This window comes from Oceanobacillus luteolus (genome assembly GCF_042678205.1).
Taxonomy (GTDB): domain Bacteria; phylum Bacillota; class Bacilli; order Bacillales; family Amphibacillaceae; genus Oceanobacillus; species Oceanobacillus luteolus.
Window position 1 is genome coordinate 48379 of the sequence record NZ_JBHUDE010000005.1, and the last position, 26356, is coordinate 74734.

Genomic DNA, 26356 nt, shown 5'->3' on the forward strand with positions numbered 1-26356 from the left:
CTTCAAGTAGTAATGAATTTCTAAAAGGGGGCAAACGTATCATGAAAGTTAAACGTATTTGGGGTTTACTATTGATTGTCTTTATAATCGGTATTCTTGCGGCATGCGGCGATGATGGGGAAGCTGCATCAGGCGATCAAGATGTTGTAAAAGTTGGGGTACTTATTTCCGGAACGGGAGCATTAGAGACATACGGTCTGCAAACCCAACGAGGCTTCGAATTAGGTATTGAATATGGGACAGACGGTACCAATGAAGTAGCAGGCAAAAAAATCGAGTATATTTTTGAAGATACAGAAACCGATCCAACGGTTGCAAGACAAAAAGCATTGAAGTTGTTGGAAGAAGATGAAGTGGATTTCCTTGTCGGATCTTCCAGTTCAGGGGATACACTGGCAGTCACTCCGTTAGCAGAGGAGTATGAAACGATTATGGTAGTTGAACCTGCGGCGGCAGATAGTATTACTGGAGCGGAATACAATGACTACGTATTCCGAACTGCTAGAAACTCTTCTCAGGATGCTAAGGCTGCAGCTGTTGCAGTTGCAGGAGAAGGAGTTAAAATTGCTACCCTTGCACCAGATTATTCATTTGGGCATGACGGTGCAAAAGCATTCATTGAAGCTGCGGAAGAGCTAGGGGCAGAGCTTGTACTGGAAGAATATGCAGACCAGGCAGCTACAGACTTCACAGCGAACATCCAGAAGATTATTGAAGCAAAACCAGATTATTTATTCGTTGTTTGGGCAGGAGCGAATACGCCATGGAACCAAATTGCGGATATGCGTCTGGACGAGCAAGGAATTAAAGTGACAACAGGTGTGGCAGATATTGCTACGTTGCCATCAATGACACCGTTAGTTGGAATGGAAGGGTTTACACTGTATTATCATGACCTTCCAGACAACGAAGTGAATGATTGGCTCGTAGAAAAACATATGGAAGAGCATGACTCTCCACCAGATCTGTTTACAGCAGGGGGAATGAGTTCCGCACTTGCGATTATTGAGGCGCTTAAACAAACGGATGGAGATACCGATGGTGCCAAGTTAATTGAAACCATGGAAGGCATGAGTTTTGAGACACCGAAAGGGACAATGACGTTCAGACCGGAAGACCATCAGGCGTTACAGGAAATGTATTCCGTCACATTGGAAGAAAGTGATGAATTCGACTATCCTGTTCCGGTTCTGAAGGAAGTCCTGACACCAGAACAAACGGCACCACCGATTATGAATCAATAAAAAATTTAAGACAAATCCTTTCTTCCTATAGAAAGGATTTGTCCTCCATTTTAACGTGAAGGAGGAAGTGGCTTGACAGCAATACTAGAGACAAAGGACTTATCGATTGCTTTTGGTGGGCATGTGGCTGTTAACGGTGTAACTGTGGAGATACCCGAGAAGAAGTTCACCTCGATCATTGGACCAAACGGAGCAGGAAAAACCACTTTTTTCAACCTACTGAGCGGTCAGCTCTCTCCTACCAACGGGTCAATATATTTTAAAGGCGAAGACATCACTAAAGTATCAACTACAAAACGAGCCCGCATGGGAATTGGTAGGTCCTTTCAAATTACAAATGTTTTCCCGAATTTAACAGTTTTAGAAAATGTTCGTTTAGCAGTGCAGTCAAAAAATAAGGTTAGATATAATATTTTCTCTCATTTTAAGCATTACCCGGGTTTTGAGAAGCGTTCCTTAGAGTTATTGGATATCGTTTTCTTAAAGGAAAAAGCGAATGCAATTGCAGCAAGCCTCGCCCATGGAGAAAAGCGGAAATTGGAAATTGCGATGCTTCTCGCTTTGGAAACTGAAATTTTACTATTGGATGAGCCGACAGCCGGAATGTCTGTCGAGGAAGTTCCCGCAATTATGGATGTGATCAGGAATATCAAAGATGAAGGCAATCGTACCATCGTACTGATAGAGCATAAAATGGATATGATTATGGGGTTGTCTGATGAAGTGTTGGTGCTTTATCACGGAGAGTTGATTGCTAAGGGCACACCTGCAGAAATTGTTGAAAATGAAACGGTGCAGGCGGCGTATTTAGGAGGTGGCGTGTAATGGAAAATCTGCTCGAATTAAAAAAAGTGGAGGCATTTGTCCAACATTATCATATTTTACACGACATCTCTTTTGAAGTGCCTAAGGGTGAAGTGACGGTCCTATTAGGCAGAAATGGAGCCGGAAAAACGACGACGCTTCGAACAATCATGGGACTGAACCGGGTGTCCGAGGGAAGCATTTCCTTTAAAGGTGAATCCATTGTAGGACGCACTACTTTTGATATTGCGAATAGTGGAATCGGCTATGTCCCCGAGGACCAAGGGATCTTCGGTGGCTTGACGGTTGGTGAAAATCTACGGGTCGCGATGAAGAAGGAAGATGAAAAAACGACGGAGAGACTCGAGTGGATATTGGAGCTTTTTCCAGATTTAAAGAAGTTCTGGAAGAAGGAAGGCGGACAGTTAAGTGGTGGGCAAAAGCAAATGCTCTCAATCGCCAGAGCCTATGTAAATGAAAATGATCTCTTGCTTATCGACGAACCAAGTAAAGGACTCGCTCCAATTATGGTGGACAAAGTGACAGAATCCATCCAGCAAATGAAGGAACAGACGACCATCGTATTGGTGGAGCAGAATTTTATGATGGCTAGTCAAATCGGCACCCGCTTCTACATTATTGATGATGGAGTTACAGTCCATAGCGGTGCAATGGATGAACTGAAGGAAGATAAGCAATCGATGAAAAAATACCTTGGGATTTCATAGGGGGAGTGAAAATGGAGTTATTCATAAGCTTAGTCATTAACGGGCTTGCGACGGGCATGTTAATCTTCCTCCTTGCTGCCGGTCTGACACTGATATTTGGATTAATGAGTGTGTTGAACTTTGCACATGGTGGGTTATTCATTTGGGGAGCGTATACCGGTGTTTGGGTCTTTCAGATGACAAATAGCTTTACACTGGGAATTGTCGCTGCAATTCTAATTGGTCTACTACTTGGTCTGGTTACAGAGCGTCTCGTCATACGTCCAGTATATGGAAACCATATGCAGCAAATTTTAATTACGTTAGGATTTATGCTCGTTTTGCAAGAATTGATTAAAGTAGCATTCGGTCCTGACCAAAAAGCGGTTTTCCCACCTGATTTTCTTGCGGGAAGCTTCATGGTTGGAGACATCGTACTTATCAAATATCGTTTGTTTATTATTGCGGTTGGTATCCTCGTCTTTGTCATTGCCAGTTTAATCTTGAAAAAGTCACGAATCGGCTTGATCGTTCGAGCTGGGGTAATGGATAAGGAAATGGTGCAGGCGCTTGGAATCAATATCAAACTTGTTTTTATGCTTGTGTTCATGACAGGTGCTGGGTTGGCCGCATTAAGTGGAATCCTGCATGCGGTATATTCTGGTGTCATATATGCAGAGATGGGACTTGAATTCTCTATCTTGGCATTTATCGTTGTTGTTATCGGTGGAATGGGTAGTTTTCCTGGATCATTATTTGCAGCTATTCTGGTTGGATTAGCACAAGCCTTTATGGCTTACTATGTGCCGGCTCTATCATTGGCAGTGAACATGCTTTTGATGACCATTGTACTCATTTTCCGACCACAAGGCTTGTTTCAGGTGAAGGGGTGAGGATAAGTGAATTTACGTCGTGTGGAAACGAGTACGTGGATCTATTTAGCCATTAGTTTTCTATTAATCTTTATTCCGTTTATTGTAACGGGCAGAAGTATGCAATTTATCTTCATTCAAATCTTCATTTTTGCGATTTTCGCGATGAGTTATGATATTTTGCTAGGGTTTACAGGTATCATTTCGTTCGGACATGTCATGTTCTTTGGGATTGGTGCTTATTCCACTGCGGTTACTCTTGGACGGATGGATGCTACGATTGGTTCCTTCGTTCTGGGAGCAATCATCGCATTAGTTATTGCCGCAATTGTAAGTTTGATTGTTGGAGCGCTCACGCTTAGGCTGAAAAGTCATTTCTATGCGATGCTCACTTTGGCGCTTGCAGGATTATTCCTCGTATTAGCGGAAAAATGGCGCTCGGTTACAGGAGGGAATGACGGATTCACTTTCAGCCTGCCCGAATTTTTCCGTGATTCGGAGACGATGTATTGGTTCTCCTTACTGTCGATGGTGTTGATATTTTTCGGGCTAAGACGGTTTACAAGATCTCCATTTGGCCGGGTGCTCATGGCAATCCGTGAGAATGAAAATCGGACAGAATCATTAGGTTTTCAGGTCACTTATTATAAAGTGTTGGCAAGTGTTGTCGCAGGTGTTGTTGCTAGTTTTGCAGGGGTATTATATGCCTTGTCACTCCGATTTGTAAATACAGCAGTGTTTGCAACAGACCTGACGATTGATGTGTTACTCATGACGATTATCGGTGGAGTTGGAACATTGATTGGCCCGATTGTCGGAGCAGGGTTAGTGGAATTTGCACATCATTGGCTATCTGGTCTGGCGGATGTGCATTGGATTTTTGAACGGTGGATCATCCTTTACGGAATCGTCTATGTCCTCGTCGTTATCTTTTTCCCGCTCGGGATTGTCGGAACTATTCAATCGAAGTTTATGAACCGTCCAGTGCGGGCGCTCCGAACGAATCGAAAATCAGACGGCAAGAAGGAAAATAGGAAAGGGGCTTGAACATATTGTGAACATTGGGATTGTAAGTACGGGAATCTACCTACCTGAGCAGCGGATGACATCAGAGGAAATTGCCGAAAAAGCAGGACTTCCATTAGAAGTTGTCGAACAGAAGATGGGGATTAAGGAAAAACCTATACCTGGGGAAGATGATCATACAGTCGAAATGGGAGTGAGAGCGGCCAATAAGGCGATTGAAAAAGCGGGGATTGACCCGAAGGAAATCGATCTTGTCATATATATTGGTGAGGAGTATAAGGAATATCCAGTTTGGACAGCGGGAATTAAACTGCAGCATGAAATTGGTGCGACGAATGCGTGGGCTTTTGATACAGCTCTCCGCTGTGGAACGACAGTCATGGCATTGAAACTTGCGAAAGACATGATGCTTCAGGATGATTCAATCGAGACGGTACTGCTTGCAGGGGGATACCGGAACGGTGACTTGATAAACTATGAAAATAGCAGTACCCGGTTTATGTTTAATCTTGCTGCAGGGGGCGGCGCATTGGTACTGAAAAAGGGGCATGCGGAGAATCGGATCTTAACATCGCATCTGATTACCGATGGTGCTTTTTCAGAAGATGTGATTGTCCCTGCAGGCGGGACGAAACAGCCTATCAGCCAAGAAGCGGCGGAGGTCGGTCTTCACTTTTTTGACGTCCCGGATCCAGCCGGAATGAAGGCGCGCTTGGAAGAAAAATCAATGGTCAATTTTATCCAATGTATCGAGAAGGCTTTGGAAAAGAGCGGATACACAAAGAAAGACGTTGATTATGTCGCCATCCTTCATATGAAACGGTCGGCACATCACTATGTGCTGGATCAGCTTGGATTGTCAGCTGAACAATCGATTTATTTAGAGGATTATGGCCATATCGGGCAAATCGATCAAATATTATCATTAGAGCTTGCTGAAGCAGAAGGAAAGCTCAAAGATGGCTCCATTGTTGTCTTAGTTTCTGCAGGAATCGGTTATGCATGGGGTGCAAATGTCATTAAATGGGGAAAGTAAGGAGGACTGATAATCATGTTGGTTGAAGAGAAAAGTGTAGAGTTAGCGAACGGTGAAGAGATTTACTATCAGGAAAGAAATGGTGGTGAAGATCCGGTCATACTCATACACGGAAATATGACGTCTTCCGTTCACTGGGATGTAGTAATCGAAAAGCTGGACCCTCACTTCAAAGTGTATGCGATTGATTTGCGCGGATTTGGTAAATCGAGTTACAAGCAACCAATTACGGGAATAAAAGACTTTTCTGATGACTTGAAGTTATTTGTAGACAAACTGGAATTGAAAGATTTCGGTTTAGTTGGCTGGTCCCTCGGTGGTACGGTGAGTCAGCAGTTTTGTGCGGATTATCCAGGATATTGTAATCGTTTATATCTATTTGCTTCCGGCTCTTCACGTGGGTACCCTTACTATCCAGTAGGAGAAGACGGTTTGCCTGATGTCGCAAACCGTCTGCGCACGTTGGAAGAGATTCGTGAAGATGATAAGGCGAAATATGTGCAGACCGCTTATGATACGCTGAATTATGACTTTTTAAGACAAATGTGGGATATGGTCATTTATGTAAATAAAAAGCCGGATGAAGCTCGCTATGAAAAGTATTTGGAAGCGATGACGAATCAGCGGAATTTGGTGGATTGTTATCATGCGTTAAATACATTCAATATCAGTAATGTGCATAATGGCTTGGTGGAAGGCACCAATCAAGTGGATGATATCAATATCCCGGTGCTCATCGCATATGCAGATAATGATATGGTCGTTACGAAAAATATGACAGATGAGTTGATTGAGGATTTTGGTGAGCGGGCAGAAGTAGTTGAGCTTAAAAATTGCGGCCATTCCCCACAAGTCGATAATTTATCTCAAGTGGTCGAAACGATGGAACATTTCTTCGCTAGAAGTAGACAAGGGAGAGTTTTGTAGATGAAAAGATTGGATGGTAAAGTTGCCATAATTACGGGAGCGGCAAATGGAATTGGACTTGCAGCTGTCCGTGTTTTTGCGAGAGAAGGGGCCAAAGTGGTGCTCGCAGATTTTGACGAAAAGGCTGGAAAAGAACAGGAACGAGCCCTACAAGGGGAAGGAATAGATTGTAAATTTATTCAGGTCGATGTTTCCGACTGGGAAAGTGTGCAATCCCTTGCCAAGGAAACGAAAAATGTATATGACAAGATTGATATCTTAATCAATAATGCCGGAATTACAAGGGATGCCATGTTGGCAAAAATGACGGTCAATCAGTTTCAGCAAGTCATCGACGTAAACCTGACTGGCGTATTCCATTGTACGAAGGCCGTAATCCCCTATATGATCGAACAAGGAAAAGGTAAAATCGTCAGCACTTCTTCGGTTTCAGGAGTGTATGGAAATGTCGGACAAACGAATTATGCAGCGGCCAAGTCGGGAATTATCGGTATGACAAAAAGCTGGGCGAAGGAGCTAGGGAGAAAAGGGATTAATGTCAATGCGGTCGTGCCAGGGTTTACAGAAACGAGCATGGTAAATACTGTTCCCGAGAAAGTAATTGATCAGATCAAGGCACAAATTCCACAGCAACGCCTCGGGAAACCAGAGGAAATCGCCAATGCTTATCTTTTCCTTTCGTCAGATGAATCGGATTATGTGAATGGCCACGCTCTTCATGTAGATGGCGGAATTATGATGTGATGCAGCAAATATAAAAAACGAGCAGTGGCCAACAGCACTGCTCGTATTCTTTTCTACACGTCTTCTTAATTCAACTTTGCAAATGCCACCAGAGTGCCTTGGTCACAGGATATAAAGCCATTCTTTTTATAAAAATGCCTTACATCAGGGGCTTCCTCTGTCAATAAAACTTTTTGACGAACGTCTTTATATTTCTCGAGGATTTGTACCATTAATCTACTGGCAATACCTTGGTTTTGATATGCATTTAATACAAGGATATCTTGGATATAAATAATGGTTAATCCATCTCCCACAACACGCACAAGTCCAACCAGTTTTTCACCATCCCAAGCAGAGATGACGTCCAATGATTGTTCCAGCGCACGTTGAAGAACTTCCATTTCTTTTGTATATGCATACCATTCCACGTCATTATATAAGCTTTCCAATTGGTCGCGGTTTATATTTTTATCAGTTTTATAAGTAATTATCATTTCCTCATCCTCCTCAAAATGTATTATTTTGAAGAGTCAATCCATAATTTATCCACCAACATGCCTCCTTAAATATCTCTACCTAACTAATTCGACAATAGTAACCAAATTCCTGCTTTCTTGAATTGGAAATAGCAACGCTTCTATCCGAGGTCCGCAGTCCAATACCCCTCGCTTTCCGCAGGCGGCCCGTGAGCCTCCTTGCTTTGCTGCAGGAGTCTCGGGGTATTTGGACTGCTCCCTGCTAAAGCCAGGTTATACGCAATGAATTTTATTTAAAATATAGAATGAAGATTAGAATATTAGTTAATTGAATTAAACTACAAAACTATTTACAAAGGAATCTCTTTTAATATTTATAAATAAGCTATTTAACTGTTCTCCTCGGAGCATCCCCCGATACACCGAAGACTCCTGTGGGAGCAGAGGCATCGGTGAGACCCCACAAGGCGCTTGCGCCTGAGGAGGCTCACCAGCCGCCCACGGAAAGCGAAGGTGTATCGGGGGATGCGGAGCCACGGACGGAAGCGTATTGTCCGGATTCGGTTATATGGATAAATATGCTTTTTGAATCATGTAACTACGTTGTAACTTTGCTGGATTATAGTATGGTTAATTAATTCGTTGGCAAGGGGTGTCTCGGATGGTTAATGATGTGAATTGGTTTGAGGGTCGGGTAAAACTCACACCGAAGGAAACAGCTATAGTTGATGCAAAGACAAATAAGTCTTGGACATATGAACAGTTACACGAACGAGTAATGAAACTTACGGCAATATTCCATGCAAAAGGTGTGAAAAAAGGGGATCGAGTTGGTCTTCTATCACCTAATGATATCAGTTACTTTGATTTTTTCTTTGCCTGTATGAAAATAGGTGCAATATTTGTACCGTTCAATTGGCGGCTTGCAACATCTGAGTTGAATTATTGCCTAAATGATTCCGCTCCAATACTAGTAGGTGCATCACCCAATTTTGCAGCGAAACTAGCAGTTTGTGATCATCAGGTAAATACACTTATCATCGAGCACGATGATTACTTGGAAAAAGAGATCATTTCAGGATTTATAGATACCGAAACTAAAATGGAAGAGATTGATCCTCTAGCAATGATTTACACCGGAGGAACGACCGGAAGGCCAAAGGGTGTCATCCTGTCACACCGTTCGATTTTATGGAATGCATTAAATACGATTACGAGTTGGGGACTGACAAAAGATGATGTGACACTTACATGTTTACCGATGTTTCATACAGGTGGATTGAATGTATTGTCTCTGCCACTATTATTAGTCGGCGGAAAGGTCGTTCTTCGTTCTGACTTTGACCCAGAGCAAGTCATGTCAGATATTAATAAGCACCAATGTACGGTTGTCATGTTAGTGCCTACGATGTATCATATGATAATCGAATCAGAAACCTTTAGAACCACTGAATTTCCAAGTATGAAACTGTTCGTTTCTGGCGGTGCTCCTTGTCCTCTTCGGGTATACCAGGCTTTCCTTGATAAAGGAATCGTCTTTAAAGAGGGGTATGGTTTAACCGAAGCGGGTCCGAATAACTTTTATATTGATCTGAGTGATGTTATGAACAAGATGGGCTCGGTAGGGAAACCGATGCTGTTTAATGAAATTAAAATTGTAGCCGAAGACTCGTTACATGCAGGTACAGATGAGGTGGGGGAACTGTATGTCCGTGGGAATCATGCATTTATGTATTATTGGAACCGACCAGAAGAAACAGAGGAGACGCTTGTGGATGGATGGGTCAGGACCGGTGATTTGGCACGGCAGGATGCGGACGGATATGTATATATCGTGGGAAGGAAAAAGGATATGATCATCACAGGCGGCGAAAATGTCTATCCGCTAGAGATTGAACATTGGCTGGAATCTCATCCCGACATATCAGAAGCGGCAGTGGTTGGAATGCCGGATGAAAAATGGGGAGAAGCGGTAACGGCATTTATTGTAAGTGAAAGTAAACTTACTCCGGAAGAATTGGAAGCGTATTGTAACGAGCAATTGACTCGTTATAAAGTACCGAAGCAATTTATTTTTATAGAGGAATTGCCGAAGACAGATGTCGGTAAAGTAAATAAAAATTTATTGAAAGAATCATATAGCAAGCCAAATAAAAGTTTATTATAAAAAAACCGGACTAAAGTTCGGAGTATTTGTCTAAAAAAACAAATGGGACAAATGTTCCGAACCTTAGTCCCCCTTCTTAAAGGGACGCTGGATGGATATCCCGCGTCCCTTAATTATTTTATGTTAAATATATTGTAGTTTATTTTACGAGTTCGATAGGTTTCGGTCCATTCGTGCTTTCTATTACTTTGTTTTTCCTTTCCCGTTTAAACAATTTCCGAATGCCATTGCCGAACGAATGGAAGAGTCGATATACTGCTGGGATTAATACGAGAGTTATCATCGTTGCAAAAAGCAGTCCGGATATGATGGCGGTTGCCATAGGTGCTTGATAATTCCCGGTTGTTCCGGTTGCCAATGCGAGTGGCATCATTCCACCAACTGTTGTGAAGGTCGTCATAAAAATCGGCCGGATTCGGTCTTTACCTGCACTTACAATCGCCTCATTCACAGACATTCCTTTTCTCCGCAATTGGTTCGTGCGGTCAATTAGCAGGATTGCATTGTTCAATACAATTCCAAATAACATCAAAATCCCCATCGCCGACATAATGCTGAGTTCTCGTTGTGTTGCAAACAACCCAACTACAACCCCAATGAATGCCATCGGAATGGTGGACATCACAATCAGTGGATGTGCCAAGTTATTAAATTGTACTGCCATAACAAGATAGACGAGGAAGACAGAAATCACCAAAATCAATGCGAGATCGTAAATCAACTCTTGTTGAGTTTCAATATCCCCGCCTGTTGAAACCGTATAGCCATTTGGCGTCTCAAAATCACTAAGCAATTGTTGTATCTCCCGATTAACTGTTCCCAAATCTGTATTCTCTATGTCAGCTGATACGGTAATATATCTTTCCCCATCCAAATGAGAGATTTCATTTGGGACTTCCACACTTTGTAAGTCGATGAATGTGCCTAAACTTTCTTCCCCTTGAGCTGTAGGAATTTTCCATTCTAATAATTCTGCTTCTGAAACGACTTCATCTTTCCATTTTACGACCAATGGAACGGTACGGTCATCCGTGCTGATTTCACTAATTGGCATTTGTAGAAATGCTTCTTCCATCGCTCCCCGCAATTGAAGTTCAGAAATGCCTGCGTCATCCATTTTCTTGCTGTCCAATTCGACTACTTTTTCAATTCATGTCCGTTCCATCGAGGTGTTGATTCCAACTAAGCCTTCAATATCACTCAATTCTTCCTTAAGCGAATTGGCAATATCCAGCAACTGATCAAACTCTTCTCCTTTTACTTGAATTTGTACTGGTTGGCCAACAGTTGCTACCATCGCTCTCTCAACACTTACTATTGGATAATTTTCAGTGAGTCCACGTAAACTTCTTAAGATTTCCTCATTGACTTCCTTTTGTTCTCTCGTGATGTCCTCATCTTTAGTCATATTAATCAGCATGAAGAGCAGCGTGCCATCGTCCATGATATAGCTTGTATCCACATCGTCAATTTGGTTCAATTCTTTTGTAGCTTGTGAAACGAGTTCTTCTTTTTCATTTGGTGTAATCCCAGGTTCCAATTCAACCAAGATTTCTGTATATCGATTTAGCATATCAGGCATAATCGTCATTGGAATTTTGAATAAGAGAAAGACTGAACCAGCGAACATGACGATAAAGATGACAACCATGGCCAAGCTATGACGTTTTCTCTTTACAATCCAAGAAATGATACGGTCATAAATTCGGAGCAGTTTTCCTTCTTTTACTTTTTTCTTCGGTGCTTTCAAAAATTTTTCCGAAAGGGCAGGGATGATAGTGAAAGCAACGAGAAGACTGCTGATCAATGTGACGGAAACAACAGCGAACAGAATGACCATGAACTGACCTACATCACCACTCATTAATCCAATCGGTATAAACACAACGATTGTCGTGAGTATGGAAGCAATGACTGCAGAGCTTACTTCTCTTGTTCCTTCCAGGACAGCTTGACGTGCATCAAGTCCTATTTCTTTCTTCTTGAATATGGATTCTAAAATAACGATGGAGGAGTCGACCATCATTCCTACACCAAGTCCTAAGGCGACTAATGTCATCATATTGAAACTATAACCCAACATCCAAATGGACATAAATGTCAACAAAATGGAAGTTGGAATCGAGATGGCGATAATGACGGTGGCTCAGATATTGCGCAGATAAACAAGTAGAATGAGAATTGCGATAATTCCTCCGATAATGATGTTTTCCGTTATCCCATTAATCGAATCTTCTACATAATCCGCTTGTGCGACAAGCTCATTTACCGTAAAGCCATCCACTAAATTTTCGTCTTTTATCTTTTGAATTTCTGTTCTTACAGCATCGGCCATTTCAATTTGAGTCACACCAGCAGATCTGCCGACTTGGACAAAAATAAAATCCTTCGATCCTTCTTTCCAGACATACGAAGATGTTTCCATTGGCTCTAAAGAGACTTGAGCAATATCAGAAACGGTGATTAAACCATTCTGTGTTGGGATTTTTATATTTTCAATGTTCTCTTCCGAAGAAAGATTGGTCTCAAAACGTATTGCAGGTTGTTCATTTTCAGCAGTGAATTCCCCTAATGTTGCATCTGTATTTGCCTGCTGGATAATCGATATCACCTGGTTACTGTCTAATCCATGTTCTGTCAAACGATCCTTGTTAAAGGAAATGACCATTTCATATTCCTGGATACCCATCAGAGCGACATCTTTTACTTCTGGTAAATCTTCTAAACGGGGCTCAAGGACTTCCTCTGCAAAACGTGTCATGTCATTCATGTCCCCGTCGGAGATGTCCATGAAAAACTCATAGCTTTGATTCAAGCTCATTTGCTCTGCGATAACATCGGTCACTCCTGAAATATTGGCAATCATTGTAGTAGTGGTCGTTTGGATTTCCTTGGAAACTTCTTCACCACGGCCTTGCTCAATCATAATTTGAATATTGCTCATCCCGGTCATTGTTGTAGAAAAAACATCCTCTACACCTTCAATTCCAAGAATTGCTCGCTCCAATGGTGTAGTAATCTGCCGTTCCACTTCGATTGCCGCCATATCCCCAGCACTAATGGCGACATAAGCACCATCAAAATCAACTTCCGGCATTAATTCCGCATCTAACTTGGTGATGGAATAGGCCCCTACCAAAATCGTTAAAATAGTTAACAACCCGACCAAGATCTTCCTGTTTAAAATAAATCGAATCATTTACTTCCCCCGCCCCTGATTTTTTTGGAGACAATGGTTTGTTTTATTGTCCCAATCCCCTAATTAATCCTTAAGTTAAGCTTATAATGAAAACAAAAATTCTATAATGAGCTAAAGATTTATTTTATCTCAGCCTTGAGACTTAGTTGGTTTAAGGCCGATGGATGAGGAGTTAGGGCTTGCCTTTAAAAACTTACTAGAGATATATACACGGACTCCCCATCTATCCATAGATCTCGTTCATCCAATCCACAATGCTGAGTTGGTTTTCCTTCCTAAGGTCATCGACGTTATGATGGCCAATAATGTGACCGTCTTTTATAGCCACTACCTCATCCAGGATGTTTTCTATTTCTCTAATTTCATGAGTGGTAATTAAGATGAGCTGCTTTTCCAAATCCACAAAGGAAATCAATCCTTTTACAATGGAATTCCGGACCATCGGGTCAAGGCCGGAAAAGGGTTCATCCATCAAAACTACCGGAGTATGGCGTGCTAATGTTAGTACGATCTTGACCCGCCCACGGTTCCCTTTTGAAAGATGTTTTAATTTCTTTTCCGGTTCAAGCTTCATGAAATCCATGATCTCATATGCTTTTTCGATATCAAAGTCCGCAAATTGACTTGCATGAAACTCAATCGCATCCTTGACAGTAAAAAAGCGGTAATATTCATCAAGCTCTGACAGATAGGCAACAGAAGAAGCGATTTGCCGATTCACTTTTTCTCCATTTACCGTAATCTCACCACTTGTCGGATGGATCAATCCGGCAATCAACTTTAAAGTAGTCGATTTTCCGCTGCCATTTTCCCCGACAAGTCCGATCAATTTACCTTGATCAAGTTCCAAATCCACTTGATTCAGTGCAGTTCGGGATCCGTATTTTTTCGTTACATTCGTCAACTTAATCACTGCTTATTCTCCTTTCCGATTTAAATATTCCGTTAATCCCTGTTTTATCTCTTCTTTTGTATAGCCCATTTCAAACATCTGCTTGGTGAAATTCATTAAGATTTCCTTTTTCATTTCTTCACGTATGGATGCAATCACTTCCGTATCCTCTGTAACAAATGTTCCTTGCCCACGTTTGGATTCAACAATATCCATCGTTTCCAACTCCCTATAAGTTCGTTGTACCGTATTCGGATTGACATTTACTTCAATTGCCATTTCGCGGACGGATGGCAATTTACCACCTGCCGTCAGTTCACCCCGGATAATCCGTTTCTTAATCATTTCTGCAATTTGTTCGTATATAGGCTTAGATGAATGAAATAATTCTGCCATGATGTCTACACCTCTACTTTTTTGTCTATGATCCAGCATGCACCGAAAAACATAAGGATTGCCATAATCGAATCCCTAATAAAATGTCCAATATAGAAAATGGAAGTATCCATCATTGTTCCTGCTTCAAAATAATCTTCCGTCATCGTAAACTTGAACTCAAATCCTGTAATGACGTCGTTTGCTGAAATAGCTCCCCAATCTGTGAGCATTTGAATGAATGACAAATGGACGAATTGGTCGTAAAGATACCCGAACAGTAAGAAGGATGCAAATGTAATTAAAAAACTAAGGAAATCATTCATCCGCTGGCTACATGTCAGGAAGATTGACCAAAAGAACATGAACGTCAACGCCATCCGAATGGCTGAGGTGTAAATTCCAAAGGTGGATAGTCCAAGAAGATTTATCGTTGATTGCTCCGTCAAAAAATTATAATGGTCACTGAAGAAATTATTTGTAAATATCGCGATAGGAATAAAGGTTAGTGACATAAACAAGATGCCTGCTGCCAGTTTAGAGAGGAGCAAACCTGTGACTGGCATTGGTGTATGCAACCATAGATGCAATCTCTTTCTTTCGGAATTCAAAGCATAGAGGAGGTAGAGGAATAAGAAGAATAAGTGGAACAGAAGAACAACTCCTAATGCTCCCATGATGAGTTCCTCTTCCAAGCCGAGACGATAACCAATGTAATAAGCTAAGGCAATGACTCCAGCATAGAGAATCAAAACAAAGATGAATATGGGTAAACCAAGGCGCAATTCCTTCTTTGTTAAAGCCAACCAAGCGTTCATATTTTTAGCCTCCTAAAAACAAAAATTAGTGTACTATTTGTATAGTACACTAATACATCAATACATGTCAATGAATTTTTAGATAAATTAAAAAATATTCTGCAGTTACAGACTTTTATCAGGATGGGGGATAGACGGATATGTACATTAGACAAAATCTTAAAAGCATGGGAGAATCAAAGCTAAGCCTGCTTATTTAAAATTAATATGGAGGGATACATATGAGTCAATTACCTAATTGTCCAGAGTGCCAATCTGATCTTACATATGAGGATGGTGTTCTTTTAGTTTGTCCAATGTGCGGTCATGAATGGTCACCTGCTGCAGAGACAGAAGAAACAGAGTCAGTTGTGAAAGATGCATTTGGCAATATCCTTACAGATGGAGACTCCGTGACTTTAATCAAGGATCTTAAAGTAAAAGGAAGCTCGAATCCGCTGAAACAAGGAACAAAAGTGAAAAATATTACACTAATTGATGGCGATCATAACATTGATTGTAAAATTGATGGTTTCGGGCCGATGAAGTTAAAATCAGAATTTGTTAAAAAATTATAATGCAGGAAATGGGCAGGGAGAGTTGATACACTAACACTGCCCCTTTTTGCCACCTTACTCCTAATTCATAAGTCTATTGTAAATAGTGAAAAGTTATGTTTGTATAATACCTGGAGCTTGTATGTTTAATCCAGAGGAACATAGGTTAAAAGAGTGATAGAAATGAATAGGAAAGGTGAGAAAAGGAATGGACAAAAATTTAAACCCTGATTCTGAAAACAATGAAAATCAAACGGAAGAGGAAATTACTGACCCCCAAGAAGAAACATTACATCAACATGCTTCAACCACTCAACCAGAGATCCACACCCCTCATCAAGCGAATATGGAACAAAGTTCTAATCAGCAAGAAACAAAATCCCAAAACAAAATCAACTTTGACTTTGGAAAGAGCATGAATGAATCGAAGAGTATTGTGAAGGATGCTGTGTTCAGACCGCATTCCTTAATCGTTTCGAATCGATCCATCAGTATAGAAACAAGTGTCATCATTTTTGTAATCCTTACTATACTTGTAGGGGTATCTGCTTATTTTAGTGTTAAAAACTTTATGGACAACGCGTTCGGCGGCTTTGGAAGCCTCTTTGGTCCCTCGATTGGAATCGACTTTTTATTCCTTACGATGCTAGGTTGGCTCGCTACATTTGCCATTGGGTATTTTTCTTTGTACTTTATGCTATCCTACTTCGGCAACAGAAAAATGGATCACCAATTATTATTAACGAAATATGCTATCGTCAACATTCCGTTCGTCCTTGTATTTTGTTTAATTTTCACCCTCTTCGGATTCGTACTGATTGATTTCTTTTTAATCATGTATGTATTCGGACTCATGCTGTTCGGAATGATTCATATTTATCTTTTCCTTATGAATGTGGATAAGCCAAAATATGATTTGTTTTGGTTGAGTTCAGGGTATTTACTAGTGTTGTTAGTCGCAACTTACTTTATTACTGGAATTGATTTTGGATTATTTTAATCAGATAAATAATACATCGTTTGGGTCAGTCAGGAGTTCCTTGATTGGCCCATTTTTTTGACAATAGAGTATGGATGAGGAGAAAGCAAATGAATTTAGAAGGACCAATAGCAGTGGGAAATACTGCAGAGATCTATCTTTGTGAGGGTATGGTTGTCAAGGTATTTAAAGACCATTTACCAGATACAGAGTCAGTTTATGAAGCGAAAAAGCAGGAGTTTGTGTATTCAAAAGGACTTCCTGTACCCCGAGTCATTGATGTTTTGAAAGTACATGGGAAACAAGCGATAGTCATGGAGCATATCAACGGGAAAACAATTGGTGAACTTGTATCTGAGAATAGACAGCAAACGGAGCATTACATGGATCTCTCCATTGACGTGCAGCAACAGATTCATAGCGTTACAGCTGATTCATTCGAACCGATGGCGGTTAAATTAAGGAGTAAAATTAAGCAGGCTGTCATCGAAGAAAAATATAAAACTAGTTTAGTTCGCAAATTAGAATCCATGCCGAATAACAATAGTTTATGCCATGGAGATTTCCACTTTTTTAATTTAATTGTTACAGATAATGATGAAGTAAAAATAATAGACTGGGTAGATGCAAGTGCAGGGGATAGCTGTGCTGACATTTGTCGGACATACCTTTTGTACTCACAGCTTTCCACAGAGCTAGCTGAAATGTATATGCGAGTATATCTTAGTAAGAGTGATTTTTCTAGAGACGAAATCTTACAATGGGAGCCGATCCTTGCGGGCGCCAGGCTGGCTGAGAATATAGAGAAGGCTGAGGCAGAACGTCTATTAGGTATAATTAAAGATGCCTGCTCCTGATAATAGCTGATTCATTATGACTGTAGAAGGTGATGTGTCTTGATCAAAGAACTCGATATCCGCGACCGTACTATTTCTGAAGAGGTCTTGGAGCTTCAAGTAGCCTCTTACAAAATAGAGGCGGAAATCATTAATTATCTGGAACTACCACCACTTAAAGAAACAATCGATATATTAGAACAGTGTGGAGAAACATTTTACGGTTATTTTTACAATGATAGACTTTGTGGCGTTTTATCAATAAAAGAAGTAAATGAGGTAGTCGATATTCATCGGCTGTTTGTTCACCCTGATTATTTTGGAAGAGGGATTGCCCAAAAACTGTTTATCTTTCTCGAAGAAAAGTATCTAGGTATCACAATAAAAACTGCAACAGCATCTAAAAATATCCCAGCAGTTAAATTTTATAAAAAGAACGGTTTTAAAGTTACGAAAGAAATAATCGTGAATGAACGACTGACCTTAATGGAATTTGAGAAAACTCGTTCTGAGGTTAAAAAGGGTCACTTCTAAAGAGAATGTTCATTATGAAAAAGTCGTACTTTAAATAAATGCTGAAGTTCACAATTTAAATGTCGATATTCAAAAATAAGAATTCATTACTAACCTCAAGCTATAAAAAAGAGCGACCAGAATCCACTTCTGATCGCTCTTAAAGTTTAATCTTCTATAATATTTTTTCTATCCTTTTTGAATAGCTTCGATAATAGTTCATACACAAGCGGTACGATGAATAGTGTCAGGAATGTCGAACTAGCAAGTCCGCCGACAACAGTAATACCTAGGTCTCTTGAAACAAGTCCACTACCACCGGTTACAGCCAATGGAATCAATGCTCCAATCGTTGCGATAGCTGTCATTAAGATTGGACGGAGACGAGTTCCTCCACCTTCAATGATTGCTTCTCGCAATGTCATGCCACTGCGTTCCATTCTGATGATTCTATCGACAAGAACAATGGCGTTCGTGACGATAATTCCAATTAACATCAGAAGTCCCATCATAACCGTTACTGAGATTGTTTCTCCTGTCAGGTATAGGCCGACGAAGGAACCAATGACAGCAAATGGCAGGGAGAATAGGATAGCGAATGGTGCAATACCTTCGCTAAAGGTGACTACAAGAATAAAGTAGACAATCGCTATTGCTGCAAGCATTGCTACAGCTAGCTGTTCAAAGGTTTGCTCCATATCTGCAGCAACCCCGGCGATGCCGTATTCCACACCTTTTGGTAATTCCATTGCTTCAATAGCTTCATCCATTTCAGATGTCACTTGAGAAATATCTTGATCCAAAATCGTCCCAGATACTGAAGCGTAATATTGGTTATTACTTCTTGATAACGAAGCAACTGTTGCATCTTCTTCAACGGTCACCAAATCCGATAATGGAAGCTCTGTACCAGGTGCAGCAGGAATTGTTATCGGTGTTTCCAGTAACTCATCAATCGATGTGACAGCGGTCTGTTCCTCCTGCTGAACAATGACATCTAATGTATCTCCATCTTTTTCAACAGTTGTAATCACTTCTTGGGAACCAGTACTACTTAGCGCCCCGACTACTTGACCTGTCGTTAAGCCATATTGTAATAGTTCCGCCTGATCTACGTTCAATATGTGTTCGACATATGTGCTTTCTGCTGTTGAGGTTACATCTGTCAAGCGATCATTAGCAGCCATTTCTTCCTCAACCATTTCGACAGCTTTATTTAAATCATTTAAATTCTCACTGTAAAATGTATAGCTGAGTTCATTGGATGACATACTCATTCCACTGAAGTCTTGACTGATCCACTCACCAGGGTGGTCAATTTCTGATAGTTCGTCTTTAATTTCCTCTTTTACTTCAGAGAAATTCTCCATCTCACTATCAAACGTTGCGAATATCAACGCTCCTCCACCTGCACCCATCATAGCGGCTTGTGGATCAGAGGAGTCAGTGACAGAAAGCTGAATGATTTCTGTATCCTCACGGTCAATTAGTTTATCTTCCACTTCACCAACATATTCTAACGTGTCTTCCATTAGCTCACCAGGTTCTGGGGAGTAGGTGAGGTACATTACTTTTTCCTCTTCACTGCCTAGGAAACTGAATCCGATGAGTGGTGTTAGAAGTAAGCTTCCAACGAGTAAAGCAATTGCTGTGATGGACGTAATAATTTTATGATTTAAAGTCCAATTCAGGGCCTTTTTATATCCTTGAGTAAATTTCCCTTGTTCTTTATGTTTGATTACCGTCCGGTCACCATATAATTTCTTTTTAAATAACGTATGGGATAGGGAAGGTACAATGGTAATCGCCACAAGTAAAGAAGCAAGTAACGCGAGGGACATCGTTAATGCGAATGGCATGAATAGCTCACCGACCATTCCACCCATAAATGCGATTGGTGCAAATACCGCGATCGTTACTAGAGTGGACGAAAGGATTGGTTTGAACATTTCAATCGTAGCCTCACGAATCAATGCCCGTCCTGTTAGTTTTTCGTCTTTCAAATGCAGACGTCGATATATATTTTCCACTACGACAATCGAGTCATCAATTACCCGACCGATTGCTACCGTAACTGCCCCGAGTGTCATAATGTTCATCGTAATATCGAGGTAGTTTAAAATAAGGAAAGCTATAAAAATGGAAACTGGAATAGAAATGATGGAAATGACCGTTGACTTGATATCACGTAAGAAAAGTAAAATGATGATAACGGCAATTAAACCACCAAATAATGCTTTTTCTACCATCGTACTCACGGAGTCTTCAATCGGTTGCCCTTGATCAAGAGAAACATCGACGACTAGGCCATCCAATCGTTCTTGTTCTTCATCCATGAGTTCTTTTACAGCATTTACAACATCAACTGTGTTTGCTTGTTGGCCTTTAACAATTTGGATCGCAATCGCATCCTCACCGTTCGTCCGGGAAACGGATTCGACTTGACCGACGGTTTCAATCTCGGCGATCTCACCAAGCTCGATAAATGGTTCAGGATTCGTCTCTGTTGGTGTAACAGGAATAATCATTTCTTTCAGATCTTCGGCGGTCATGAATTTACCATCTACAGATACGGCTTGCTCACCTTCTGTAAATTCATATAATCCGAGGGAAACATCCAGGTCACTTGCTTGGATGATGTCTTTAACAGAATCCTCCGTAAGGTCAAGCTCTTCTAGAGTCGCCTGGTCAAAAGTAAGTTGTACTTCTTCCACATGCTGACCAGTCATGGTAGCCGATGCTACACCATCCAGCTTTTCAATCTTAGGAAGGATAACGTTAGTGACAGTTGATGTCAGTTCAACAATATCCTCCGTTTCACTGCTGATACTTAACGCAACGACTGGCATCATATCCATGCTGATTGCAGTTATCGATGGTTCTTGAGCATCATCTGGGAGAGTGACATTTTCTACTATATCTTGCAATTGTCGGCGTTTTTCATCCATATCCACGCCATATTCGTATTCAATTTGAATATTAGAAAGACTGGCAGATGAAGTGGAGTATAAATTCTTCACATCCTCCAAGTCCTCAATCGCCCGTTCTAGTGGAATCGTAACATCATCCATCACCTGTTCAGCTGTTGCCCCAGGATAAACATCCATTACCATTAAATATGGAATGGAGATGTCCGGAATCGATTCGGTTTTCATTTGCGTACCGGCATAAATACCGCCAGCTGTAACAATAATGGTCAACAGCCATACGGCAAGTTTATTCTTCATTACAAAATTGACAATACCTTTCATGTTGCACCTACCTTAATTGACTTTATAAACTCATTTTCTTATAATAAATGACTATTGGGTCATAAGTCAACGATAATAGCGGAAAGTGGGACGGTAAAGTGGAAAAAAGAGAGCTGATTATGGAAAAGGCATTGGAGCTGTTTGCTGAGCGAGGATTTTCTGCTACTTCAGTGCAAGAAATAACTGAACACTCCGGCATTTCAAAGGGTGCGTTTTATCTTTCATTCAAGTCAAAGGACGAGTTGATTTCGGAGATGATTCATGAGTACCTCGAGACTTTTGTCGCTGATGTTGACCAGCTGGTCAGCGAAAGTGATCCGGAACAATTACTGTATAATTTTTATTTTTATCATTTAGAGAGTTTTTCCGACCAATCGGGCTTTGCCAAGATTTTCGTGAAGGAGCAAACACATTTCTTTAACGAGGAGTTTCTTGCCCAGATTCTTTGCTATAATGAAATGATTCAAAACTCGATATTGGTCATGTTGGAGAATGTGTATGGAGAAAGTGTGGCTACGACGAAATACGATTTAGTATACGCAATTCAAGGTTTAATGAAAAGTTATATGGAATTGCTGTTGTTCGGCAACTTACCATTGAACAATAAATACTTGGCAGAGTCACTCGTTGAGAAAACGAATGTATTGGCTAATCATATGACATTCCCAGCCATCACTTCGGAAATATTTTTCCTTTTAAGGGAACCATCCAAAGGTTCGCTGACGATTGAAAAAGTGATGGAGTCCATAGATGATGCGCTAGCTTACGTCCATGAGTCAATTGAAAGGGAGTCTCTATTGCTGCTAAAAGAAGAATTGAATCAACCATTTCTTAGCGAAGCTGTCAAAAAAGGCCTGCTTAAAAATATAAAAAACCATCCTAGTTGTAAACGGGTATCGTACTTTTTGCATATGTATTGGGGAATGAAACAGGAAGGAAGCAGCCATACAAGTTGTCATCTTCCGAATCATTTTGGGAAATAAAGGAACCTCGCGATTACGTTAAGAAATAATAAGGGCAATCAAAGTCATCTTTGATTGCCCTTACTTCGTATATTTATTTACCAGCGTATACTTTATCTTTACCAGCAATTCCTGGGGAAGTTAGATTATTCAAATCAAGAATCATATCTACTTCTGCTTCTGTAAGAATTCCGTTATCGATACAAATCTCCCGGATTGGGCGGTTTGTTTCAAGGGCGATACGTGCCACTTCTGTTGCTTTTTCATAACCGACATACGGGTTGATTGCTGTAACAAGAGAAATACTGCGCTCGACCATATTGCGGCAATGTTCAATGTTCGCTGTCATTCCTTCGATCGCATATTCTCTAAAGATACGTAGTCCATTTTCTAAAATGGAGATCGACTCCAGCAAGTTGAACACAAGTACTGGCTTCATCACATTTAGCTCCAGCTGTCCGTTTTCTGCCGCCATTCCAATTGTTGTGTCGTTTCCAACGACTTGATAAGCGATTTGGTTGATAACTTCACAGATAACTGGGTTTACTTTTCCTGGCATAATGGAAGAACCACTTTGACGTGCTGGCAGGTTGATTTCACCAAAACCGGCAGTCGGGCCAGAACTCATTAAACGCAAGTCATTTGCGATTTTTGATATATTGAGAGCATGGATTTTCAGCATGCTTGAAACTTCAGTGTACACATCGGTATTTTGGGTTGCGTCTATTAAACTTTCACTGCTTTTTATTTCAAAGCCGGTGAGGTCCGTTAAATACTCAACAACTTTTTCTGTATACTCCGGTAACGCGTTCAGACCTGTACCAACCGAAGTTCCGCCCATATTGACAGAGCGCAGGCCTTTCATCGAGCTGCTGATTCTTTCCAAGTCACGCTGCATCACAGAATAATAACCGATAAATTCCTGTCCGAGACGAATCGGCACTGCGTCTTGCAGATGAGTTCTTCCCATTTTAATCACATGGTCAAATTCTTGTGATTTGCTCTTGAAGGCCTCTACAAGATCTGCGAGTTTTTCTGCTAGCCCATGCAACCTATCTATAAGGGCGATATTTACTGCTGTAGGGAATACATCATTTGTCGACTGAGCCATATTGACATGGGAATTCGGGCTGACAATACTGTAGTCTCCTTTTTCCTCGCCTAGAATTTCAAGCGCTCTATTTGCAATCACTTCATTCGCATTCATATTGAAAGATGTACCGGCACCACCCTGAATCGGGTCTACGATGAACTGGTCATTAAATTTGCCTGCAATTACTTCTTCAGCCGCTTGCTTGATTGCTTCAGCGAGTTTCTTATCAAGCTGCCCAAGTTCAGCGTTAGCCATAACAGCCGCTTTTTTCACATATCCAACCGCACGGATGAGGGTTTCATCCACTTTATAACCAGTGATCGGGAAATTGTCCCGCGCCCTGACGCTTTGTACTCCGTAATAAGCTGCATCAGGTATTTGCACTTCCCCTAAAAAGTCTTTTTCCACACGTACTTCCATCCTGCATCCCTCTCCATTGCATATATTTAATATAGAATTATAATTAAGCACTTCAACTCCCATTGTACAATGATTACCCCCTTTTGTCAGTAGCCTAAAAAAGTGATATTTCCAGTTCATTCACGGTCCATCCTAAGATGAACCATTTCTATCCAGAAAATATTGTTTTTAACGGAATTTGTGGTTAGAGAAGAGGGAATATGATAAAATAATAGTGTTATAAATATAAAGAAATATAGGTAGCATCCGTCGATGTTTTTTTAAAAATTAATTGTGGAAGCACTTTCATTTTAAAAAACAGATAAGGAAGAGGATAGTATGACTAAAAGGGAAAGCACAGATGTTATTTTAATTGGTGCGGGGATCATGAGTGCAACACTAGGTACTTTGATGAAGGAGTTGGCACCAGAATGGGATATTACCGTGTTTGAAAAGCTTGATAAAGCTGGGGAAGAAAGTTCGCATGAATTGAATAATGCTGGTACAGGGCATGCCGCATTATGTGAGTTGAATTATACTACGGAAAAACCGGATGGAACAATCGATATGACGAAAGCAAACAATGTCAACGAGCAATTCCAGGTTTCCTTACAATTTTGGTCTTACCTCGTAAAAAGAGGGTTGTTAAGTGAGCCGGAGAAATTTATCCGTGCATTGCCGCATATTAGTTTAGTGCAAGGCGAAAATAACGTGGAATTTTTAAGAAAACGTTATGAAGAAATGAAGACAAACCCACTTTTCGAAGATATAGAATACACCGAGAATCCTGCAAAGCTTGCAGAATGGATGCCGCTTGTCATGAATGATCGGATACTTGAAGATGGAATAGCTGCTACGAAGATTGATAGCGGAACGGACGTCAACTTCGGTGCCTTAACACGGAAGCTTTTTGAACATCTGGAAGAAACTGGAGCGAATGTCCAATATAACCATGAAGTAGAAGATTTGAAACGCAAGAAAAACGGCTGGGAAGTCAAAGTGAAAAATTGTGCTACTGGTAAGACGGAGTGTCATTTCGCCAAGTTCGTCTTTATCGGCGGCGGAGGTGGAAGCCTGCATCTTCTCCAAAAAACAGGTATTCCAGAGAGCAAGCATATCGGAGGCTTTCCGGTCAGCGGAATCTTCATGGCATGTAACAATCCGGAAGTTGTGGAGCAGCATCATGCGAAAGTATATGGAAAAGCAAAAGTTGGAGCTCCGCCGATGTCCGTGCCACATCTGGATACAAGATTTATTAATAACGAAAAACAATTATTATTTGGTCCATATGCTGGTTTCTCACCGAAATTCTTAAAAACCGGATCAAACATGGACTTAATCACTTCCGTTAAACCGAGCAACGTCTTTACGATGCTTGCTGCTGGAGCGAAAGAATTACCATTGACCAAATATCTGGTCACTCAAGTGATCCAGTCGAAGGAACAACGCATGAAAGAACTTCGTGAGTTTATTCCTAATGCGAAGAGCGAAGATTGGGATCTCATTGTTGCCGGTCAGCGTGTGCAAGTGATTAAAGATACCGACCACGGTGGAAAAGGAACATTGCAATTCGGAACAGAAGTCATTACTGGAGCAGACGGGACAGTCGCTGCATTACTCGGTGCATCACCGGGAGCATCTACAGCCGTTCATGTCATGTTGGATATCTTAAACCGCTGCTTCCCAGACCAAATGGAAGAATGGGAACCGAAAATTAAAGAAATGGTTCCATCATTTGGGCAGCTGCTGCGTGAAAACCCAGACCTTTTACGTGAAGTGAAAGAAACCACGTCAGAAGTATTGAAGTTGCATAATGACACAGAAGAGCAAAAGTTATTGGCTAGCGTCTAAATGAATAAAGCACTCGCATGGTTTACCTATCCTCTAAAGGGAAGAAGGTGGCTTGCGGGTGTTTTTTTGTGCTGTGCACTACGGACAAACTTTTATTTTCTTGTTTGGTTTCTCATGAACGCCCGAAAAATTAAACGGTGCCCTCATTCGGTACCTCAAAGCCGTAATGAGTGCCTGAAAACTAAAGTGATTTTCTAGTTCGGTCGCTCAAGTTTGCAATGAACGCCTGAAAAATTAGGTAGTGCTCTCATTCGGTACCTCAAAGCCGTAATGAGTGCCTGAAAACTAAAGTGATTCTCTAGTTCGGTCGCTCAAGGTTGCAATGAACGCCCGAAAAATTAGTTAGTGCTCTCATTCGGTACCTCAAAGCCGTAATGAGTGCCTGAAAACTAAAGTGATTTTCTAGTTCGGTCGCTCAAGGTTGCAATGAACGCCTGAAAAATTAAATAGTGCTCTAATTCGGTACCTCAAAGCCGTTATGAGTGCCTGAAAACTAAAGTGATTCTCTAGTTCGGTCGCTCAAGTTTGCAATGAACGCCCGAAAAATTAGATAGTGCTCTCATTCGGTACCTCATAGATGTTACAAACGCCCGAAAATTTGAAGGCCTTCAAATTCGGTGCATTACGTTATTTGAAATTCCACAATCAATCCTCTATACTTCTACTA

21 protein-coding genes and 1 pseudogene are annotated in these 26356 nt (G+C 41.0%); 15 read left to right on the forward strand and 7 right to left on the reverse strand.

What is annotated here, in order from left to right:
* Positions 1-41 precede the first annotated feature (41 nt).
* The 8 genes from ACFSBH_RS00765 (at position 42) to fabG (ending at position 7360) form a co-directional block, all read left to right on the forward strand.
* A complete protein-coding gene (locus ACFSBH_RS00765) occupies positions 42-1244 on the forward strand; it encodes a substrate-binding domain-containing protein (RefSeq protein ID WP_251514057.1) in 1203 nt (400 codons plus the stop codon).
* 72 nt (positions 1245-1316) lie between these two features.
* A complete protein-coding gene (locus ACFSBH_RS00770) occupies positions 1317-2069 on the forward strand; it encodes an ABC transporter ATP-binding protein (protein WP_251514058.1) in 753 nt (250 codons plus the stop codon).
* A complete protein-coding gene (locus tag ACFSBH_RS00775; RefSeq protein ID WP_379595578.1) occupies positions 2069-2776 on the forward strand; it encodes an ABC transporter ATP-binding protein in 708 nt (235 codons plus the stop codon). The genes ACFSBH_RS00770 and ACFSBH_RS00775 overlap by 1 nt, the downstream gene beginning before the upstream one ends.
* Before the next feature lie 11 nt (positions 2777-2787).
* Complete coding sequence (locus ACFSBH_RS00780; RefSeq protein WP_251514060.1) at positions 2788-3648, forward strand: branched-chain amino acid ABC transporter permease; 861 nt, start codon at positions 2788-2790, stop codon at positions 3646-3648.
* Between the two features lie 6 nt (positions 3649-3654).
* Positions 3655-4674, forward strand: a complete 1020-nt coding sequence (locus ACFSBH_RS00785; protein ID WP_251514061.1) for a branched-chain amino acid ABC transporter permease — start codon at positions 3655-3657, stop codon at positions 4672-4674.
* A 7-nt stretch (positions 4675-4681) separates the two neighbouring features.
* Entirely contained in the window at positions 4682-5689 is a 1008-nt protein-coding gene (locus ACFSBH_RS00790) for a 3-oxoacyl-ACP synthase (RefSeq protein WP_251514063.1), read from the forward strand.
* A gap of 15 nt (positions 5690-5704) precedes the next feature.
* Positions 5705-6616, forward strand: coding sequence for an intracellular short-chain-length polyhydroxyalkanoate depolymerase (gene phaZ / locus ACFSBH_RS00795; RefSeq protein ID WP_379595581.1), 912 nt, complete (start codon positions 5705-5707; stop codon positions 6614-6616).
* Positions 6617-7360, forward strand: a complete 744-nt coding sequence (gene fabG, locus ACFSBH_RS00800) for a 3-oxoacyl-ACP reductase FabG (protein ID WP_379595583.1) — start codon at positions 6617-6619, stop codon at positions 7358-7360. It begins immediately after the preceding gene.
* Between the two features lie 65 nt (positions 7361-7425).
* Here fabG and ACFSBH_RS00805 read toward each other — a convergent pair whose 3' ends face one another.
* Positions 7426-7836, reverse strand: a complete 411-nt coding sequence (locus ACFSBH_RS00805) for a GNAT family N-acetyltransferase (RefSeq protein ID WP_251514066.1) — start codon at positions 7834-7836, stop codon at positions 7426-7428.
* Between the two features lie 643 nt (positions 7837-8479).
* Between ACFSBH_RS00805 and ACFSBH_RS00810 the strand changes: the two genes are divergently transcribed.
* On the forward strand, positions 8480-9985 hold the full coding sequence (locus ACFSBH_RS00810) for a class I adenylate-forming enzyme family protein (protein WP_379595585.1): 1506 nt from the start codon (positions 8480-8482) through the stop codon (positions 9983-9985).
* Positions 9986-10124: 139 nt separating this feature from the next.
* Here ACFSBH_RS00810 and ACFSBH_RS00815 read toward each other — a convergent pair.
* The 4 genes and pseudogenes from ACFSBH_RS00815 to ACFSBH_RS00830 all read right to left on the reverse strand — a co-directional run bounded on the left by ACFSBH_RS00815 (position 10125) and on the right by ACFSBH_RS00830 (position 15269).
* A pseudogene (locus ACFSBH_RS00815) lies at positions 10125-13184 on the reverse strand (efflux RND transporter permease subunit).
* Positions 13185-13407: 223 nt separating this feature from the next.
* Positions 13408-14097 (reverse strand): ABC transporter ATP-binding protein, encoded by a 690-nt coding sequence (locus ACFSBH_RS00820; RefSeq protein WP_379595587.1) that lies wholly within the window; start codon positions 14095-14097, stop codon positions 13408-13410.
* A gap of 3 nt (positions 14098-14100) precedes the next feature.
* Complete coding sequence (locus ACFSBH_RS00825; protein WP_251514070.1) at positions 14101-14472, reverse strand: GntR family transcriptional regulator; 372 nt, start codon at positions 14470-14472, stop codon at positions 14101-14103.
* A 5-nt stretch (positions 14473-14477) separates the two neighbouring features.
* Positions 14478-15269, reverse strand: a complete 792-nt coding sequence (locus ACFSBH_RS00830; RefSeq protein WP_251514072.1) for a hypothetical protein — start codon at positions 15267-15269, stop codon at positions 14478-14480.
* A 221-nt stretch (positions 15270-15490) separates the two neighbouring features.
* Here ACFSBH_RS00830 and ACFSBH_RS00835 point away from each other — a divergent pair, with 221 nt between their 5' ends.
* The 4 genes from ACFSBH_RS00835 (at position 15491) to ACFSBH_RS00850 (ending at position 18154) form a co-directional block, all read left to right on the forward strand.
* The gene (locus tag ACFSBH_RS00835; protein ID WP_251514075.1) at positions 15491-15826 is read left to right on the forward strand and encodes a zinc ribbon domain-containing protein YjdM; all 336 of its coding nucleotides are present in this window, start codon (positions 15491-15493) and stop codon (positions 15824-15826) included.
* Positions 15827-16013: 187 nt separating this feature from the next.
* Positions 16014-16805, forward strand: a complete 792-nt coding sequence (locus ACFSBH_RS00840; RefSeq protein WP_251514076.1) for a hypothetical protein — start codon at positions 16014-16016, stop codon at positions 16803-16805.
* 89 nt (positions 16806-16894) lie between these two features.
* Entirely contained in the window at positions 16895-17641 is a 747-nt protein-coding gene (locus ACFSBH_RS00845) for a phosphotransferase family protein (protein WP_251514077.1), read from the forward strand.
* Between the two features lie 39 nt (positions 17642-17680).
* Positions 17681-18154: a GNAT family N-acetyltransferase gene (locus tag ACFSBH_RS00850; RefSeq protein WP_251514079.1), complete on the forward strand. Its 474-nt coding sequence runs from the start codon at positions 17681-17683 to the stop codon at positions 18152-18154.
* 146 nt (positions 18155-18300) lie between these two features.
* Here ACFSBH_RS00850 and ACFSBH_RS00855 read toward each other — a convergent pair whose 3' ends face one another.
* Positions 18301-21384: an efflux RND transporter permease subunit gene (locus ACFSBH_RS00855; protein WP_379595591.1), complete on the reverse strand. Its 3084-nt coding sequence runs from the start codon at positions 21382-21384 to the stop codon at positions 18301-18303.
* Positions 21385-21482: 98 nt separating this feature from the next.
* On the opposite strand from ACFSBH_RS00855, the gene ACFSBH_RS00860 reads away from it, so the two are divergent.
* Entirely contained in the window at positions 21483-22367 is an 885-nt protein-coding gene (locus ACFSBH_RS00860; RefSeq protein WP_379595593.1) for a TetR/AcrR family transcriptional regulator, read from the forward strand.
* A gap of 73 nt (positions 22368-22440) precedes the next feature.
* Here the strand turns inward: ACFSBH_RS00860 and ACFSBH_RS00865 are convergent, their stop codons facing one another.
* Positions 22441-23859 carry an aspartate ammonia-lyase gene (locus ACFSBH_RS00865; protein ID WP_379595595.1) on the reverse strand — a complete coding sequence of 473 codons (1419 nt, stop codon included), beginning with the start codon at positions 23857-23859 and terminating at the stop codon, positions 22441-22443.
* Between the two features lie 318 nt (positions 23860-24177).
* On the opposite strand from ACFSBH_RS00865, the gene mqo reads away from it, so the two are divergent.
* A complete protein-coding gene (gene mqo, locus ACFSBH_RS00870) occupies positions 24178-25689 on the forward strand; it encodes a malate dehydrogenase (quinone) (protein WP_379595597.1) in 1512 nt (503 codons plus the stop codon).
* Positions 25690-26356 lie beyond the last annotated feature (667 nt).